The organism is Marinomonas phaeophyticola, from assembly GCF_026966905.1.
GTDB lineage: Bacteria > Pseudomonadota > Gammaproteobacteria > Pseudomonadales > Marinomonadaceae > Marinomonas > Marinomonas phaeophyticola.
The window spans coordinates 147,406-165,556 of the sequence record NZ_JAPUBN010000017.1; the positions used below are offsets into that span (position 1 = coordinate 147,406).

Annotated in this window: 15 protein-coding genes, 1 tRNA gene and 1 pseudogene; 6 read left to right on the forward strand and 11 right to left on the reverse strand. The window is 40.2% G+C overall.

Translation table 11 applies throughout. From position 1 onward, the window contains the following. Positions 1–61 precede the first annotated feature (61 nt). From O1D97_RS11980 to O1D97_RS11990, 3 genes and pseudogenes are all read left to right on the forward strand, one after another. Positions 62–1,350: pseudogene (locus tag O1D97_RS11980) on the forward strand (TRAP transporter large permease). Between the two features lie 90 nt (positions 1,351–1,440). Continuing rightward, positions 1,441–2,796, forward strand: coding sequence for a cache domain-containing protein (locus O1D97_RS11985; protein WP_269125883.1), 1,356 nt, complete (start codon positions 1,441–1,443; stop codon positions 2,794–2,796). Between the two features lie 27 nt (positions 2,797–2,823). After that, positions 2,824–3,468, forward strand: a complete 645-nt coding sequence (locus O1D97_RS11990) for a response regulator transcription factor (RefSeq protein WP_269125885.1) — start codon at positions 2,824–2,826, stop codon at positions 3,466–3,468. A gap of 52 nt (positions 3,469–3,520) precedes the next feature. Here O1D97_RS11990 and O1D97_RS11995 read toward each other — a convergent pair whose 3' ends face one another. The 11 genes from O1D97_RS11995 to O1D97_RS12045 form a co-directional block, all read right to left on the reverse strand. Then, positions 3,521–6,118 carry a cupin-like domain-containing protein gene (locus tag O1D97_RS11995; protein ID WP_269125887.1) on the reverse strand — a complete coding sequence of 866 codons (2,598 nt, stop codon included), beginning with the start codon at positions 6,116–6,118 and terminating at the stop codon, positions 3,521–3,523. 274 nt (positions 6,119–6,392) lie between these two features. Beyond that, positions 6,393–6,469 (reverse strand) — tRNA-Asp (locus O1D97_RS12000). A gap of 184 nt (positions 6,470–6,653) precedes the next feature. Beyond that, the gene (locus O1D97_RS12005) at positions 6,654–7,916 is read right to left on the reverse strand and encodes a glycerate kinase type-2 family protein (RefSeq protein ID WP_428981119.1); all 1,263 of its coding nucleotides are present in this window, start codon (positions 7,914–7,916) and stop codon (positions 6,654–6,656) included. 71 nt (positions 7,917–7,987) lie between these two features. Continuing rightward, complete coding sequence (locus O1D97_RS12010) at positions 7,988–8,587, reverse strand: MGH1-like glycoside hydrolase domain-containing protein (RefSeq protein WP_428981124.1); 600 nt, start codon at positions 8,585–8,587, stop codon at positions 7,988–7,990. Next, positions 8,545–9,252 (reverse strand): MGH1-like glycoside hydrolase domain-containing protein, encoded by a 708-nt coding sequence (locus O1D97_RS12015; protein ID WP_269125891.1) that lies wholly within the window; start codon positions 9,250–9,252, stop codon positions 8,545–8,547. The genes O1D97_RS12010 and O1D97_RS12015 overlap by 43 nt, the downstream gene beginning before the upstream one ends. Next, a complete protein-coding gene (locus tag O1D97_RS12020; RefSeq protein ID WP_269125893.1) occupies positions 9,249–10,262 on the reverse strand; it encodes an ABC transporter ATP-binding protein in 1,014 nt (337 codons plus the stop codon). Before O1D97_RS12020 ends, O1D97_RS12015 begins: the two co-directional genes overlap by 4 nt. 48 nt (positions 10,263–10,310) lie before the next feature. After that, positions 10,311–11,171 (reverse strand): carbohydrate ABC transporter permease, encoded by an 861-nt coding sequence (locus O1D97_RS12025; protein WP_269125895.1) that lies wholly within the window; start codon positions 11,169–11,171, stop codon positions 10,311–10,313. Next, positions 11,168–12,016, reverse strand: coding sequence for a carbohydrate ABC transporter permease (locus O1D97_RS12030; protein WP_269125897.1), 849 nt, complete (start codon positions 12,014–12,016; stop codon positions 11,168–11,170). The genes O1D97_RS12025 and O1D97_RS12030 overlap by 4 nt, the downstream gene beginning before the upstream one ends. A gap of 70 nt (positions 12,017–12,086) precedes the next feature. Further along, positions 12,087–13,346, reverse strand: coding sequence for an ABC transporter substrate-binding protein (locus tag O1D97_RS12035; protein ID WP_269125899.1), 1,260 nt, complete (start codon positions 13,344–13,346; stop codon positions 12,087–12,089). An 89-nt stretch (positions 13,347–13,435) separates the two neighbouring features. Next, positions 13,436–13,708: a substrate-binding domain-containing protein gene (locus O1D97_RS12040; protein ID WP_269125901.1), complete on the reverse strand. Its 273-nt coding sequence runs from the start codon at positions 13,706–13,708 to the stop codon at positions 13,436–13,438. Continuing rightward, a complete protein-coding gene (locus O1D97_RS12045; RefSeq protein ID WP_269125903.1) occupies positions 13,705–14,469 on the reverse strand; it encodes a LacI family DNA-binding transcriptional regulator in 765 nt (254 codons plus the stop codon). The genes O1D97_RS12040 and O1D97_RS12045 overlap by 4 nt, the downstream gene beginning before the upstream one ends. Before the next feature lie 345 nt (positions 14,470–14,814). On the opposite strand from O1D97_RS12045, the gene otnC reads away from it, so the two are divergent. From otnC to O1D97_RS12060, 3 genes are all read left to right on the forward strand, one after another. Then, positions 14,815–15,465, forward strand: a complete 651-nt coding sequence (otnC, locus tag O1D97_RS12050; protein ID WP_269125905.1) for a 3-oxo-tetronate 4-phosphate decarboxylase — start codon at positions 14,815–14,817, stop codon at positions 15,463–15,465. 285 nt (positions 15,466–15,750) lie between these two features. Beyond that, on the forward strand, positions 15,751–16,593 hold the full coding sequence (locus O1D97_RS12055; RefSeq protein ID WP_269125907.1) for a transglutaminase family protein: 843 nt from the start codon (positions 15,751–15,753) through the stop codon (positions 16,591–16,593). A 171-nt stretch (positions 16,594–16,764) separates the two neighbouring features. Further along, positions 16,765–18,084, forward strand: coding sequence for a mechanosensitive ion channel family protein (locus O1D97_RS12060; protein WP_269125909.1), 1,320 nt, complete (start codon positions 16,765–16,767; stop codon positions 18,082–18,084). Positions 18,085–18,151: the final 67 nt, after the last annotated feature.

Genomic DNA, 18,151 nt, shown 5'->3' on the forward strand with positions numbered 1-18,151 from the left:
TCAACCACCCTCCAATACAACACTAACCTCAATTTATTTAACGTTTTAGAGTAGGTTTTTTATGATTGGTATCATAATGTTCTTTGTTGCACTGTTTATGCTTTTATTAGGCTTTCCAGTTGCATTTACATTCGGTGGCGTAGCACTAATTTTTGGTGTTTTCGCAGAAGGTTTTGACATGTTTGCCTTTATGCCCTTCCGCATACAGAGCTACATGGAAAACACGGTCATGATGGCCGTTCCTTTATTTGTTTTTATGGGTATTGTGTTACAAAAAACACAATTGGCTGAGCAGTTATTAGAAGCCATGGGGAAATTATTTGGTGGAGTGAGAGGCGGGCTAGCCATCTCCACTATTCTAGTTGGTGCCTTACTTGCCGCATCAACAGGGGTTGTCGGAGCCAGCGTTGTCGCAATGGGATTAATCTCATTACCTGTAATGCTCAAATACAATTACAATAAATCTTTAGCATGCGGAACCATTTGTGCTTCTGGCACCTTGGGACAGATCATCCCCCTTCAATCATCTTAATCATATTAGGTGATGTACTTGGAATTCCTGTAGGCGACCTTTTCCAAGCCGCTTTACTACCTGGCATCGTTCTGATTGTTTGTTATATTATTTACATTCTCATTTTAACTTACATGAATCCTGAGATGGCACCACCTATCCCTCAAGATGATTTAACTGAAACTCGTGGTGAGCAAATTCGCAGCGCTTTAAAAGCCATTTTGCCGCCACTCACACTCGTATTAGTGGTATTAGGCTCTATTTTTACTGGCATCGCGACACCGACTGAATCATCTGCACTTGGTGGCGTTGGCGCCATCATCCTGGCTCTGCTTTATCGTCAATTTAGTTGGAAAATGCTGTTTGACAGCAGCGTTGAAACCGTCAAGGTAACCGCGATGGTATTTGCCATTCTAATGGGGGCAACCGCTTTCTCTATGGCATTTAGCTATACTGGCGGAGATTACATAGTAGAAGAAATCCTGTTGGATTTACCTGGAGAGAAATGGGGGTTCATTGCCTTAGCGATGTTGGCCATTTTAATTCTTGGCTTCTTCATCGACTTTATCGAAATAGCCTTCATTATCGTCCCCATTTTAGCACCTGTTGCTGAAGCGCTTGGTATCAATATGGTTTGGTTTGCCATCCTGATTGCCATGAATTTACAAACGTCTTTCTTAACTCCACCGTTTGGGTTTAGTCTATTCTACCTTAAAGGGGTGGCCCCAAGATCCATCAGGACCACAGACATCTACAAAGGTGTATTGCCCTTTATCTTGATACAAGTTCTTGTGTTAATTAGCATTATTACCTTCCCTGAACTTTATGGTATGGACTAACCTTGTATTATCTTCAATAATTAGTAATACATGATAAAAAAGCAGGATTGAGTCCTGCTTTTTTATCTTTACAATATCACTGGTGGCCACATGAATTTAAAAAGTAAAATCATCTTACTCGCCGTTGTGCCGCTCATTGTGGCGACCGCCATTATCACCTATTTAAGTTTACAATCAGCCAAAGACCTTGCCGCACAAGAATTGGCCATTTACGAATTCAATTTAATCAACGTTAAAAAGCAAGCATTAAAAAGTCATGTTGGCATTGCCATGTCGGCCATCAAACCCATCTTGGATGATTACTCCCTAGATGACAAAGTCGCTCAAGAACAAGTAAAAAAAATTCTGACTCGCTTAACCTATGACGATGATGGCTACTTTTTTGTTTATACCATGGATGGTGTTAACCTTGTTCACCCTACCCAACCAATTTTTGTTGGCCAAAATCTCTGGAACTTTCAAGATAGATCAGGTAATTACTTAATACAGCACCTTATATCGGCTGCACGACAAGGTGGCGGCTTTCATCGCTACATCTGGGAAAAGCCACCTTATATGATTCAAGAAGACAAAATTGGCTATTCCATTATGATTGAACGCTGGGACTGGATGCTTGGGACGGGCCTGTATTTAGATGACATATACGATGAGCTAGCCAAAACCCAAGCAATAATGAACTCTAATATTCAAAAAAGCTTCTTTAGCGTGATTGTTATTGTCATTGTCACCGTTATTTTGGTGATATTACTGGGCTTAGCCATTAACCTCCATGAACACAGACTAGCCGACTCACGACTAAAAGAATTAGTTCAGCGCTTTATGCGTATTCAGGTAAACGAACGCCGTCGCTTCTCTAGAGAGCTACACGATGGCATCAATCAACTGTTAGTTTCTTGTAAATTTCGGGTTGAGCTGGCAACAAATAAGCTAAAGCGTAACCATGACGTTAAGGTTATCGAAGGAGAGCTAGATAAAGCTGAAGAACTGATTAATCAAACCATTAATGAGGTCAGACAAATCTCCCATAACTTACGCCCTACACTGTTAGATGACTTAGGTTTGGATGCCGCTATTCAATCCCTAACCAGTCAATTTAGCGAGCGTACTGGTATAGAAATTTTTTATTCAGGGAAACTGATCAATGACTTACCAGATGAGATCGAAATTACCATTTATCGATTGATTCAAGAAGCCCTTAGCAATATCGAAAAACACGCACAGGCCAATAAAGTCACCATTAATATCTGGCAAGACAAAACTACCGTCAAACTGGAATGCCTTGATAACGGCAAAGGATTCTCTCAAAACACAGAGCTGTTACCAGGCATTGGCCTTATCAATATGAGAGAAAGAATGGAACTGATAGGAGGCGATTTTACCCTAGAGTCTCACAAAGGGGCCGGCACAAAAATCTATGCAAAGCTTCCTCTTGAGCAAACCCTTTAATCAAATAACAACAATAAAAGGCCATCTATGTCTAATCTAGCCAATACCATAAAACTGTTACTCGTTGATGATCATGTATTAGTGTTAGACGGCCTACAAGCCCGCCTAGAGCTAGAAGATCATATAGAAGTCATAGGAACGGCTTGCAACGGTCTTGAAGCATTAAACAAAGCCAAAGCGCTGTCACCCGATGTCGTTCTGATGGATGTCTCTATGCCAATCCTGAATGGGTTAGAAGCAACAAAACGCTTTCGTGATGAGCAACCTTTAGTAAAGATTCTCATGTTAAGCATGCACAATGAAAAAGAGTATATTCTGTCTTTAATTCAATCAGGAGCCAATGGGTATGTGTTAAAAGATGTGTCGTCAGAAGAATTAATTCACGCTATCTCAACCGTCCACCAAGGAGGCACCTATTTCAGTTCGGGAGCATCGGCCTCTCTTTTCACAGGAAACATGCCCGCGGCGAATCAAAAAGAGCCTCTTACAAAAAGAGAAACCGCCGTTTTAAAAGAAGTGGCCACAGGATTATCCAATAAAGAAATTGCCCAGTCCCTCAATATTAGCGTGCGCACTGTTGAAACCCACAGACAAAACATAAAAAATAAGCTAGAGATTCACACTTCCGCTGGACTGATCAAATACGCACTAGATAAAAAACTCATAGAATAAAATCAAAACCAACTTTAGTATCACTTACCCCAATAGGATTAAGACTCTATATTTAGTTTCGTGGGAATCGTTTAAAGAACATATTAGGTGCATTGAAATTAGTAAAACTGACACTAATAGAGACATCCAAACTTTCCACACAATGCCACCAACCTAATGGGATAAAAAGAGCGTCCCCTGGATTTAAAATAAGATCAACTGGTGTGATTTTCTTCATTTCAGGATAGCGCAAAGGGTCAAAATGAGGATAATCTGCTTTGCTATATACACCTCTATCGTTATATAAATTAGGGACTTGCATTGCGGGAATAAGAGTCACCTTTTTTCTCCCATATATCTGCACCAACATATTATTTGTTAAGTCATGATGCAGAGGTGTAAAAGTGCCTTTTGGCCCAAACCAAAGTAAATTTCCTGACTCAATTGAATGTGTTTGACGATAACCCTTACCAAAATCAGCGATATCTTTAAATAAGGGAGCAAGACTAGAAAAACTGCTTTTCATATTATTTGCTGTCATATAATGATCATTACTTTCCCCTTTATTAATAAGTTGAATAAACTCTCTCATGAGAATTTTTTTCTTGTGCCTCACAGAGTTTCTTTCAAATAAAGGGTCCTGCTCACGATTTTGCTGTATTTCAATTGCCTCATCACCAAGGCTCTCTAGGAAAAACTCTGGCGACCATTTACCTAAAGCAGGCCAATGATCTATTCCCCCAGTTAATATTACAGGTAAATGTTTACTATAATATTCTCTTATAAACACACTAAACTCAGGGACATGACGCCTTTCTATCAAAGCATTATAACGATGATCCAATGAAGCGAGTTCATCACATACCTGTAACAACCAATTCCTCTTATTTAGAGAATGAAAAATATCTTTTCCAGCAAGAATATAAGGATGATTCTCTGCAACCAATACATCCATTGCACTTTCTTTTGGTGGAAAACCCTGCTCAATGAGTATTCGTTGTAAATCACCCGCCTTAACGCCCTTGATAAGGTTCGACGCCAACCAACGCCTCCAAACATCAGGAAGCAAAGACTCACCCTTGCTTGACAATAAATCCTCTCTTGCATCCTCACGTAAAGCATAATAATACCAACTCTCAATTCTCGTTAGCACATCGTCGTAATGATTCGAATTACTCTGCTTTAGCTCTACCAATAAATTCAGATAATGCAATGTAGTATATTGTCGAATCAAGTGACGGTTTAAAGGTCGACCTGTCTTAACTTCATACTTTAAAAACACTTCCTCAGCGAGATCTGTAGAGCTCAAATTCAGCACTGAAAAGTCTTGATGAATATCACCCAGCTTACATTTGCCAAAACTGATGACTGAGATAATATTTTTATGATCGGAACTGAGGATAAAGTTATCACCCTGAAGATCAAAATGCCCAAAGACCTTATTTTTTTCTGGAACCGATAGAGCAAAAGAAATAGAAGACAGTTCATTTAATAAAGAGACAACACTGGTGCTACGCTCATGTGAAAGCCGTTCTTTAATTAAGTCCACTGCAATAGAAGATGTAGAAACGAGGGGTATTGTTTTTATTGCCAGCTCATTAAGATTGATAGAATGAAATGCAAAATAAAAATCGACTATCTGGGTAACAAAAGACACTCTATCCTGAGTCGAAAGCGCCTCAAAACGCTCTAAATTAAAGCCACCACCTGATATTTTTTGATAACGTCCAATTAACGCTGGATGCGTTTTAATATCGAATTTTGGCAAAGTTAGCGCCACCTGATCACGCATAAGATCAGTAATAGCCCGCTCTGATGCTAAAGCTTTAGACCCTTTACTTGATCTAGGCATTTTGAGGATGTATTTATTATTAATCTCTACAACAATATGATCTTTATTATGAGATAAAAAAAGAATGGGACTAACGATTAAATCAAGAAAAGTATTTTCATATACATTTTTGATAGACAGTTCATCCTGTGCATCAAAGAACTTTTCACAATCAAACTTTATAGGAATGAGATGACTTTCAACAGGATCCTCACAAAAGTACATTTTGCGATCCAGATCCATTGACTCACTATTCTGGAAATAAGCAATCAATTTAATATTTTGGTAAAGAGATTCAATAAAATTAAATTGTTTTTCTTGTTCATCTGCGTTTCCATACGTTTCAACAAACAATGCCGCCGAATTAGTAGAACAAAACAGCAACAATTCCTTCCAACGATTTACATCTAGCAGCACATTGGCACAAAGACAAATATCAAACGACTCACCTAATGCAAAGGAAGTTAACATTGATAAGTCTTCGGTATTTAGATCAAAAGTATAAAAATGAATATTTTCAGCTTGACTAACCGCTTTCAATGCATTCGCGGCATTTATACGACGTGAATTAGCATCAACGCCAACACCGAACGATAATGTATGGGTTAACCTATGCAACAAGTCTCCATTTAAGCAGCCGAGATCTAAAGCCCTCTTACCTGAAAAGTCATAGCGTATCGGCAGCAAGTCTACTTGTGGGCTTCGATGCCATAAAAAGGTCTCGTCTTGAATACAAGCGGCATTATAATCTGCAACAAAGCTTGCTTCATCAACCCCCACTTCATCCGCCTTAGTATAATTTAATACTTTCAGAACCGATGCCATCTTGTCTTTCATCATCTTACACTCATCTCTATCCCTAAATACGCATTAATTTAAATCAGGCTGCAATGAGTGTAGCATTCATGTCATTTGTTGTAACTTGAGCAATGAAATGCTGAAATGCTGAAATGCTGAAATGCTGAAATGCTGAAATGCTGAAATGCTGAAATGCTGAAATGCTGAAATGCTGAAATGCTGAAAAAGTATTAGAGAATACGATGAATAACATTCATCACATGATGATATATAAATCATATATTTGAACTAGAAGAGAATACTTCAAAGTGAAAAATGGCGGAACGGACGGGACTCGAACCCGCGACCCCCTGCGTGACAGGCAGGTATTCTAACCAACTGAACTACCGCTCCATTTATCAACAAGATCAATCACTTGCGTTAACAAACGACCGCCCTCACTCGATGAAAGGCATTCTATAGAATCCCTTTCATCGACGCAACCTTTTTACAAAATTAAACAGCATTTATTCGATTCTTTTCTATATTCATCTCTAATCTAATATTTATCAGATTCGCTTTTTTCAACTAAGCAAATTCATACCTGAATGAAAATCGCTCTAAAATCGTTCACATTAGTTCGTGTTGGGCCGGTAAAAATCAAAGCGTCTAATCCATTAAAAAAACAGTATCCATCATTATTCTCTAGGTAGTCTCTTGGATTCATCTGTTTCAGCAATGCTCTTTGATAGGTATTTTCCAGCATAATGGCCCCAGCATTATCTTCGGTTCCATCAATGCCATCTGTATCACAAGCTATGGCGGAAACGCCCTTCAACCCTTTAAGTTCTAAGGTCAGACTAAGTAAGAACTCTACATTCCTACCACCTCGACCATTCCCTTTGACTGTCACGGTCGTTTCCCCTCCTGATAGAATCACACAAGGCGCTTTGCAGGGTTGATCATATTTGATTATTTGTCGAGTAATACCGGCATGTACTTTTGCCACTTCCCGAGACTCTCCCTCAAGGTCACCCAAAATAATCGGCCTAATGCCTTTTGATAGTGCATACTCCGCCGCCGCATCCAATGACATCTGTGGTGTTCTAATCGTGGTGAATGTATTTGTTTCAGGTAGCGTCGCCCAATCCGGTTGACGGCAGCTTTGTTCGTCCAAATACAAATCTACCGAATCAGACACTTGAATATTGTAACGGGCTAAAATTTCGCGGGCATCATCAATGCGGGTATCATCAGGAACCGTTGGGCCCGACGCAATAACACTCGGAGAATCTCCTGGCACATCAGAAATCGCAAAGGTATGAACTGTTGCAGGAGCGCAACGTAAAGCCAAACGCCCACCTTTAATTTGAGAGAGTTTTTTACGAACACAGTTAATTTCATCTATGCTAGCGCCAGATCGCAGCAGTTGCTTATTAATGAATTGCTTTTCAGACAATTCGATCACCTCTGGAGGTAGCACCAATAATGAAGAGCCGCCTCCTGACACTAAGAAAATCACCCTATCATTCGCCGTTAAATCTTCTACCATAGCAAGCATTTTTCTGGCCACAACTTGCCCAGCATGATCAGGAACCGGATGAGCGGCTTCGATGACCTCAATCGTTTTTGTGGGACACCCATGTTTATAAGGCGTCACCACAACTCCTTCAATGTCCCCTTCAAAATAGCTTTCAGCCACGGCTGCCATTGCCGCCGCCCCTTTACCCGCGCCAAGAATAATGGTCCGCCCATTAATTTTCTTAGCCACAACTGATAGAGCCGTCAGTAACCCATCATCTGGATGCGCCTTCTGCACGGCCACATTAAATAATTCTTTTAAAAAATTTTCTGGGTTCAACACGTTCTACCTTCAAGTTTGTATTAAAAGAAAAACGCCATTTGGTCTTTTAAATGGCGTTTTTTTTACGTTTAAAGCAACCAATGCAATGCAATCGCCGCCGTCCAAGAGAAATGTGGGCCACCACAACCTTCACCCGTTATGGGATCAAAATACTCCCAATAACCCGATTGATCAACAATTGAACGAGATGTCTGCCTTAATAGTTCTGCTACATCGTCATGACCATAGTGACTTAACCCATCGGCTATCATCCAGTTAATATGCAGCCAGGAAGGTCCTCTCCAATAACGTTTTGCATCAAAACGATCTTCTAATGGATGTGTTGATGCTAAACCTTTTGGCCCCAACCTTATCCACTCCACAATTTCATCAGCCATGATTTTGGCCTGCTCAACAGTCGCTGAATGGCTATACAGAGGCATCAGTCCACCTGAAATTTTTACAGGAATATTTTTTGCCAGAGCATGATCTCGATTCAAGAACACCTTTAAATTCTGATCCCACTGCCCTGTAAAGGCGGACTCGGCGTTAATTACAGATGCGTCTAATGACCCTAGATCCATTGGCTGCGACACTAAGGTATTCAGATAAATCAAATCTTTAGTGGCTCGTTGCAAGACGGCATTTAAACTAATGTCCTGCGTATGGAAAGGACAATTTTCATAAATTTTTTGATAATCAAATTCGTTACTACGAAAAAGTCCACCAAATAGATATAACGATCATATTGCTCTTTTAAAGGGCGTTGATCACTATCCACATGATTCAAGTCACGTCTCTGATAGGCTCTCGTAACTTGAGGAACTCTAGCTAAAATGTCATCCCAAGCTGGACTATTATCCATGCCAGACTCCCAAGGGTGGTAACTTGATACCAAACCAGTTGCTTCTGGATCTCGCTCTCGATACCACCATTCATGGTAGGCTACCAACTTTGGAAACAACTCATCCAATTTATCTTGAGCCAATGCTTTGTTTTGACATTGCTCATAAATAATTCTAATCATGGTTGCCAATAAGGGCGGCTGAGATATAGAGGTCGTCGGCGGTGTGCCTGTAACCCCCCATTGATCCGGACCAGGAAAATAATCATCTGAATTCTGATGAAAAACCACATGAGGTACCATGCCATTTTCCCACTGCCCTTTAAATAAGGTGTCAAACTCAGTCCAAGCCCTCAATTCATCTATATACAACCACCCCAGTGCCGTAATGCCGGCATCCCAATTCCATTGAAAAGGGTATAAACCTTTTGTTGGTACCGTATATCCTCCTAGATCATTGTCCCGCAGAACTTTTTTAGCTTCTGTAATTAAACGCTCAGACTGACTCATAAAATAATTTTCCCACTTTCACTATACCAACGCTTTTTATCGTCTTTAGGTTTTAAATAAAGGGTATTACCGCTGCTTACATCAATTTCGTTTGCTATGTTTACACGAAATAATTGACCATTTAATTCAGCAGAAAGCTGTTGATGAGAACCCAACCTTTCTCTGGTCAATATAGTAATTGGCCAGTAATCCTCTCTAGCCTCAGTAGACACATCGAAGTCTTCTGGGCGAATCCCTAACTGAGTGGCTCCTTCAGGAATATCGCCTCTCTGAAAGGTAGGAGAAATAAAGTTCATTGGAGGGTTTCCAATAAAACTGCCCACATACTCAGTAGCAGGATTATTGTAAATTTCATCCGGTAAATCGTATTGATCAATTCGACCTGCATTCATCACAGCTATTCGGTCAGCTAAACTCATCGCCTCAACTTGATCATGGGTCACATACACAGTGGTTGTTTTCGAGGCTTCCAGGACCGCTTTCAGCTCAGCCCTCATCTGCAAACGTAAGAGCGCATCCAAATTAGACAAGGGTTCATCCATTAACAATACATCTGGTTCTACCGCTAAAGCACGAGCCACCGCTACACGCTGTCTTTGACCGCCGGACAGTTGCCCTGAATAACGATGTAACAAATGATCTATATGCATCAAGGTCGCTGTACGCTCAACATTTTCTTTTATTTTTTGCTCTGGCGCTTTTTTCATTCGTAAGCCAAAAGCAATGTTTTCAAATACGGTCATATGAGGGAACACCGCATAGTTTTGAAACACCATTGCCACATTGCGTTCTTTTGGCGGCAAGTGAGACACTGTCCTATCACCTATTTTAATCACTCCCGTATCTTGAGTTTCTAAACCAGCAATAATTCTTAACAGAGTCGATTTACCGCAACCAGATGGGCCTAAAAGTACGGTAAATTCTTGATGTTTAATGTCTAAAGAAACCGATTTTAGTATGTGGGCATCACCGAAAGATTTTTTAACATTTTCAATTGAAATAGTTGTCATAAATAATTCCTAAAAATAAATATCAATGTAGGTTTACACTTTTCCAAATTAACGGTTTGCAATCCCCCACATACTGAATAGATATTTTCTCACCACAAACAAGAACAAAATCGCAGGCATAATTAAGATCAAACCGCCAGCAAATTTCACTTCTGCAGGCGAAGATGAAAGACTCTGCACTAAGAAAGCGGTTAATGTTTGGTTATTGATGGTCAACACCGCAGCGGCAAATACTTCATTCCATGAAATAACAAAAGCGAATACGGCAGATGCGGTTAAACCAGGTAAAGCCAAAGGCATAACCACTTTCATAAATGCTTGCCAACGATTACAGCCAAGCACCCAAGCCGCTTCTTCCAGCTCCACAGGGATACCAAGAAACAGACTAGAAGTGATTAAAACCGCAAAAGGAAGCGCCAGAGCCGCATGCACAAGAGACAGGCCAAATAAAGTATCGTCTAACCCAACATTAATAAATATCACCGCCAGTGGCAGCGCCAATAAAGGCATTGGAAAGGCTCGAGTCAGCAGGATCATCATTCTGAAGGTTTCCTTACCGCGAAACTCAAAACGAGCCAAAGCATAGCCAGCTGGCGTTCCAAGGCCAATCGAAATTACCATAGTAAAGACAGCGGCGATCAAGGAGTTTTTTAACGCCCCCAATACACCGTAATAATTCATAAAGAACTGCAGTGTTTCCATATCAAATTCAGGAACAAATGCTTTTGGCCAACCGTTCACCACTTCTGCAGAGCTCAATGCGCTCACAATCAATAAATAAATGGGAAATAGAATCCATGAAATCATGAACGCAGCACTGCTTATGAATAGCCATTTCCAGACTTTGTTTTTATTGTCCGCCGCTTGAATTTCTTGTTCTAAAGAAACATCTTGATTTAAATTACTCATATTTGTGCCTCTTTAGGTACGTGCAATACTTTGAGATAAAATAAAGTGAAAGCAACAGACAGGCCTAAAATAACCACAGCATAAGCGGCTGCAGCACCCGCATCTCGATAGGAGAAAGCCCAGTTAAACGCTTCGCCCATTAATACCGGCATATTGGTGCCACCTAAAATCATCACTACAGCGAACACTTCAAATGCTAACAAGGTTCGTAAAATAAGGGCGGTTTGCAGACTAGGACGTAATAAGGGTAGTGTTACTTTCCAAAGGCGAACCCAAGCGTTGGCTCCAAAAATTTCAGCGGCTTCATAATATTCTTTGGGAATCAAGCCAATACCAGAAACCAAAATAACCAACAAAATAGCCGTAGCACGCCAAATCTCAGCAAATACAATAGCCGCAAAAATAGCGACGGGATTATTGTAATTTAACCAACTCTCCGGTCCATCAATAATGCCCACCGAAAATAAAAAACTGTTTAAAAATCCATTCTGATCAAGCAAGGCTAACCAAATAATACCAGCCGCGAGATCTGAAATACCAAGAGGAATAGTCCAAATATAGAGAACGGTGTCACGACCTTTCTTCATTTTGGAAATCATCAATGACATGCCAATAGCCATGCACAACTGCACAGGCACAACAACCAAAGCAAGCAGCAAGGTATTCTTCAAAGAAGGTAAAAAATTAAAATCATTAAAAATGGTATCGAAATTTTTCAACGTGATTTCACCATTAGAAGTGGTGAAAGCCTGAGAGAAAACCTCGATAAAAGGGTAAACAAAAAACGCTAACAGGAATAAAATACTGGGAGCGATCAAGATATATGGGTAAGATTTAATATTCATATAGCGTCCTGAAACTGCTGAAAAAATTATACGTATGGCCTGCAACTCTGTTACAGGCCATTATCGAATATCAGTTTACTGGACAAACACCATCACTTGGCTTGTCAGGAGCCCAACAAGGCGCGTTCGCACTGACCATAATAGTTTTCAGCACCATTGCTTGTCGATCTAAAATTTGATCGATATCAGCATTGCGTAACACAATTTGTTGGAAGGTATCTTTATATGCCTTGCTAAATTGCCCACTCATATCACCCAAACCAACAGGCAGCATAGATGGCAATGCATCAGCCGCATTCGCTTGCATGGAAATCGCCTTCCCTGCGATACGCACATTGGCTGGTAGGTCGGCAGGCAATTCAACATTGGCAATAGGATAGAAGCCTGTTGCTTTTAATGTTTTCACTTGCACCTCTGGCTGAGAAAGGTATTTAATCAACTCAACAGACGCTGCCCTATCTGGTGTTCCTGCAGGAATCGCTAGCCCCGCAATAACGGGCATAAAACCACGACCGGCTTTCGCTGATGGTGCTGGAAAGGCAATAAAGTCATCAGGCCTTTGATCAAATGCATCTTTAAGACGAGCTGTATGATCAAATGCCACCCATACTTCTTCTGTTAAAAGAGGTTCTTGCATCAGGCTATAAGCGGTCGATCTTGGGTTAACATCTTGCCAAAGATCTCGAAACCACGCCCACATGGCTTTTGCATCATCGCCACGAAAATCGGTTACCACGGAATGAGTGAAAGAGGGATATAAATATCCTTGTAAGAATCGATGCATTAAGCCTTTTTCACCTGCGGGGAAACCCAATTTAGCATCTCCTGTGGCTTCCTTAAGATTGGCGGCCCAAACGGCTAATTCATCATAAGTCAGAGCATTAACATCGGCCCCTGCTGGCAAATATGGTAAGGCTTTTTTATTTGCCGCCATGATATAAGTTGCCTGCATCCAAGGAATGTACTTTTGATTTTGAGACCCCAACTTACCCAATTCACTCATGGTCTTATTTGATTTAATTTCAGGCACTGAGCCCAATACATCATCGATGGAATCCAATGAATCTTGTATTTGAGGAAATTGGCCATGCAATGCCCCTAATACACCGAGCGTAACCGAACCCGCTCTTGATTCTGCCTCAATCCGAGAAAAAAACGGGCCCGCTTCTTGAGGAAGAAATTTAACTTCCCCGTCAAAGTTTATAAGCACATCATTTCTCATCGCATCCGCTTCTTTCAGAGGGTTTGCTTGAGTCGAATAAAAAACAACTTCACTTGCAGAAGCAATGGAAGAGCCTAATAAGATTGGCAATATTATTTTTTTTATCATGTTTAACGTCCTACTATCTTATTTTTAAATCGCAATGATACGATTCGTTATTACAAGCATTAGTGCGATGCTTGCGCTTTAAAACTTTTTCATGGCATAAAACAATCTTGGTTACTGGTTTGTCTTTCAACGAGTTCGTAATCAATTAACTTATTTCTAGGCACAAAAACTTGCCCATTTAACTGAGATTGCAAAATGCTAATAATGGACTGGCTATGGGCTTCAAATGAGGATCGTAAAGTAGAGATTGTTGGATCACCTAGATAGGAAACAGGAAGGTCATCACAGCCAATAATATTAATGTCTGTACAGGGATTAATTCCTAGGTGTTTTGCGGCTTTAACGACTTGGTGCGCAATCACATCAGAAGCACAAATAAAGCCCGTCGGGGATTTTTTTGCTGTAAAAGATCTAAGGAAATTTTATATGGAATGTCATCAATGACTTCCGTGGTATGAATATCAGGAATTAAGCCGGAACGCGCCATCGCATTACTGTACCCTTCCGTTCTCATTTGAGAGGTGTACATTCTTTCAGGCAAATTTAATAACACAATGTCCTTATGCCCTTTATCAATTAAGCTTTGTGTGGCCAAATCAAAACCAGCGACAGCATCCGTATCTATCCAGTTATGATTTTCGCAGGTTTCGGTACGACCATGAGTGACAAAAGGAATATTTTGTTCTTGCAAAAGATCAACACGAACATCATTTCTTCTTGTTCTCATCACAACAAATGCATCTACCCTCTGACCATCAATAAAACGCTGATAGGTCGATAGCTCTTCTTCACCCTCTGGCGCATAGGAAACAATCAAATCTAAATTAGGGTTATGCGCATGCAAAGAACGACCAAAATGCAGTAAGAAATGACTTAAAAAATGATCTCTCATATCACCGTATGGAACAGGTAACAAAATCCCTATAGCATCACTTTTTCCTGTAACTAACCGACGCGCCGCTAAATTTGGAACGTATCCCAATGTTTTTGCCGCTTCTTGAATCTGTAAACGCGTTTCAGCATTCACGTCGTTGTATCCAGACAAGGCCCTAGATACCGTTGTTACTGAGATATTCAAATACTCTGCAATGGATTTTAACGTTGTTTTCTTCTTCTTATTCATCATGGCCTCTTACGTTTCTAAATTGATCCGAAACGATTTGGATAAATACTACCCAAAACGTTTCGGACGTTCAATAATTTTATTAGATTTTTTCTAAAATCTATCTATATTACTGTATTATAAAGAGTTTATTTTAAATCATGCGTCTTCAAAAAAATCAAATAAAAGAAATTCACCCAACAATATCCCTTGTTTTTTTCTATTCACATCAAGACTAATATACAAAATGACCTAATAGGCAAAAAAAATAAGTTATTCATTTACGTATACATAGAAAATACACTACTATTTAAAAGTAAAATCATCTCCCGCTTAAAACCCATTGTATCCATGCAGGAAAGAATCATGACATCTGAAGAAATACAACTTAGAGAGCAAATCTGTTTAATGGCCAAATCCATGTTCGATCGAGGCCTAACATGTGGCTCTTCTGGCAATATTTCCGCAAGAACTGAAGACGGAGGCTTACTAGTGACCCCTACTGGGAGCTGCTTTGGTCGTCTCGATCCAGGCACATTAAGTCGCTTTGATAAACAGGGCCTATTAATTAGCGGCCACCAGCCAACAAAAGAAATGTCATTGCATCAAGCATTTTATGAAACTCGTTCTACCGCCGGTGCCGTCGTGCATCTACATGGAACCTGCTCTGTTGCTATGTCCATGTTGCCCGAAGTAGATCCTGAGAACATGCTTCCACCACTGACACCGTATTCAATAATGAAGCTTGGAAAAGTAAAATTATTGCCTTACTTTCAGCCAGGAGACCCAGCCACCGGTGACGCTATTCGAGGCCTTGCAGGAAAACGAAGTGCCATTATGTTAGCGAATCACGGCCCTGTTGTCGCCGCGAAAGAGCTAGAAGCCGCTGTGTATGCAATTGAAGAATTAGAAGAAACCGCTAAGCTTGCTATGATGTTACGGGGCATGAATCCGAAAATGCTGGATGAAACACAAATAAAAAATATTGTCAGGACCTTTAATGTTGAATGGGATTAACTGGACGCTTCGATAAAATATAAAACAAGGTCGACATCATTAGAAATATTGATGATCTAGGGTGTCGACTGCAATACTTAAAAACAAAACATCTAAACACGCCACTGTTTCAATAACATTCATACATTCCACTCTTATTTAATTTGTTTTTTAGCAAATCACCATTAGACTTAAGGCATTACTCACGGTGCGGGCGGCTAACAATCCTATAATCATGTCAATATTCGCCCCTGCCAACCATGCCATATGAATGAAACAGACATGTATTTTAATGATGAGAGCCCTATGAATTTCAAGATAGTCCATGAGACAACCTACTTGTTCAGTGACAAAGTCTTTCTAGAGCCGCATCATTTAAGGTTTCGTCCTAAGAAAACACCATTTATCAACCTTACCCATTTTTCTATTCATTTAACCCCTGAAGCAGCTGGTCATAAGGTCATAGAAGATGAAGAACACAATATCGTAGATTTCTGCTGGTTTGAAAAATTAACCTCTCACCTTACCCTAACAGTAGAAAGTCACTTACAAACAAGCGACTACAACCCTTTTGATTTTATTATTTACCCAGACTCCTTCAGCCGTACTCCTTTTATCTACTCTGACTCCCAGTATCAAATACTCTATGCTTATTTACAAAAAGTAGCACTTACACCAGACCTAATAAATTATGCTGAAAAGATTCTAAATAACGTCCATTACAATACCATTGAATTTGTGACTCATTTAACATCACAGATACACAATGACTTTATCGTAGAATACAGAGAAAATGGCCCACCACTGACGCCGGACGCAACATTTGATATCAAGAAAGGCTCTTGCCGAGATTTATCTTGGATGCAAATTAGCATGCTTCGCCATTATGGTATTGCAAGCCGCTTTGTCAGTGGCTATTTTTATTTTGAAACAGAGAGGCCTATTTATGAATTACACGCATGGGTTGAAGTCTTTATACCTGGTATAGGCTGGTTAGGTTTTGATCCAAGCCATGGCATTTTGACTGGAAATACGCACTTTTCGGTTGCTTCCGGTGCCACTCCCGAAAACACCATGCCCGTTTCTGGTGGATTACGAGGCAGCGCCACCTCTACTCTCAGTACGACATTAATAATAGAACGCAGTTAATCGGACAGAAGTAACAATATTGAAAAGCAACGCCGACACAACCTAAGTAGAGCGCCTTTCTTAGTTATTATTACCCAATATAAAAAAAACAAAGCGACGAGTAACACCACAACGTCACACCCATAAATACACCTTTTATTTAATAGTTATTTTAAAAGAACGAGAGCCGTTATGGACACAGAACAAACAGACACTTTTGTAACTGGTTATTTACCGCCAATTCAATCGCTTTTAAGCGACCCTAGTACCTACCTGCAACTTTTAGCGATCGCCATTATCTACCTAGTTGCCTTTGCCGTTTCTTATAAAATACGTCATAGCATTGATCTCACTCATAATGAACCTTTAGACAGTGCCCATCCATTAAGAAAACTTGTCTTTAGAATTGGCGGAATATTATTTCCTCTATTGGCTATCTTGCTATTGCAAGTCTCAAAAAAAGCAGGTGAGACATTAGAATATACCCCTTGGCTCATCGAAACCGCCTTAGCCATTGCCGTCTTATTATTCTTCAACTCATTAATACGAGCCTTTGTGCAACATGCTTTTGCCGCTTCTTTATTCCGCTGGATCGGTTTACCTATTTTATTGCTCCACTTATTAAATTTTTTACCGACTGTTATTGGTGCACTAGAAGAGATTTCGCTCGATGTAGGAAATGTCAGTATTTCAGCCTACGGCGTCGCCAGAGTCATTATCTTTGGAAGTTTTTTATTTTGGCTAGGTCGCACTTCAAACAACTTTGGTAAAGCCGTTATCAGAAAACAAACCTCTTTAGATATTCCCACGAAAGAAGTGTTCAGCAAGCTATTTGAAGTAAGCTTATTCTGCATCATCGTTTTATTATTATTAAATGTGATGGGAATTAACTTAACTACCTTAGCCGTATTTGGTGGTGCACTCGGTGTCGGGCTGGGTTTAGGACTACAGTCGATTGCTTCTAACTTTATCTCTGGCATCATTATCTTACTGGATCGATCCCTTACCGTTGGTGACTTTGTTGAGCTTGATGACGGCCAAAAGGGGTTTGTACGAGAATTTAAGATGCGCTATGCGGTATTAGAAACCTACGATGGCAAAGACATTCTCGTTCCGAATGAAAAGTTCATCTCATCATTAATGATCAACTGGACCCATAAAGACCCAAAGCAGCGTTATCGTGTTGATTTCTCTGTTCCATATTCAACAGATGTTCGCAGTATGGTGGAATTTATTAAAGTCGCCGTGTCTGAACATGAACAAGTTATCAGCGGCCCTGATGTCCCTTTTGAAGAAAGACCTGATTGTGAAATAGACAGCTTTGGTGATTCAGGTATCAATATGTTTGTCGAGTTTTGGATGATAGGCGTGGATGATGGAAAAAACCGAGTTGGTGGAGATCTCATGCTTATTATTCTGGAAACACTGAAAGAAAATGGCATTGAAATACCCTTCCCTCAACGTGAGGTTAAAATCATTAATCCCGAAAGAAACAATGCCTCTGGGTTATAAAGAATTTTCGCCATCTATAACCTATGTTAACCTCTTCTCGCCCTCCCCTTAATCAGGAGAGGGCGCA

Bases quoted from the DNA above. Each gene is read 5' to 3' on its own strand.
- O1D97_RS11985 (WP_269125883.1), top strand. From the start codon at position 1,441: ATGAATTTAAAAAGTAAAATCATCTTACTCGCCGTTGTGCCGCTCATT.
- O1D97_RS11990 (WP_269125885.1), top strand. From the start codon at position 2,824: ATGTCTAATCTAGCCAATACCATAAAACTGTTACTCGTTGATGATCAT.
- O1D97_RS11995 (WP_269125887.1), bottom strand. From the start codon at position 6,118: ATGATGAAAGACAAGATGGCATCGGTTCTGAAAGTATTAAATTATACT.
- O1D97_RS12015 (WP_269125891.1), bottom strand. From the start codon at position 9,252: ATGAGTCAGTCTGAGCGTTTAATTACAGAAGCTAAAAAAGTTCTGCGG.
- O1D97_RS12020 (WP_269125893.1), bottom strand. From the start codon at position 10,262: ATGACAACTATTTCAATTGAAAATGTTAAAAAATCTTTCGGTGATGCC.
- O1D97_RS12025 (WP_269125895.1), bottom strand. From the start codon at position 11,171: ATGAGTAATTTAAATCAAGATGTTTCTTTAGAACAAGAAATTCAAGCG.
- O1D97_RS12030 (WP_269125897.1), bottom strand. From the start codon at position 12,016: ATGAATATTAAATCTTACCCATATATCTTGATCGCTCCCAGTATTTTA.
- O1D97_RS12035 (WP_269125899.1), bottom strand. From the start codon at position 13,346: ATGATAAAAAAAATAATATTGCCAATCTTATTAGGCTCTTCCATTGCT.
- O1D97_RS12045 (WP_269125903.1), bottom strand. From the start codon at position 14,469: ATGAATAAGAAGAAGAAAACAACGTTAAAATCCATTGCAGAGTATTTG.
- otnC (WP_269125905.1), top strand. From the start codon at position 14,815: ATGACATCTGAAGAAATACAACTTAGAGAGCAAATCTGTTTAATGGCC.
- O1D97_RS12055 (WP_269125907.1), top strand. From the start codon at position 15,751: ATGAATTTCAAGATAGTCCATGAGACAACCTACTTGTTCAGTGACAAA.
- O1D97_RS12060 (WP_269125909.1), top strand. From the start codon at position 16,765: ATGGACACAGAACAAACAGACACTTTTGTAACTGGTTATTTACCGCCA.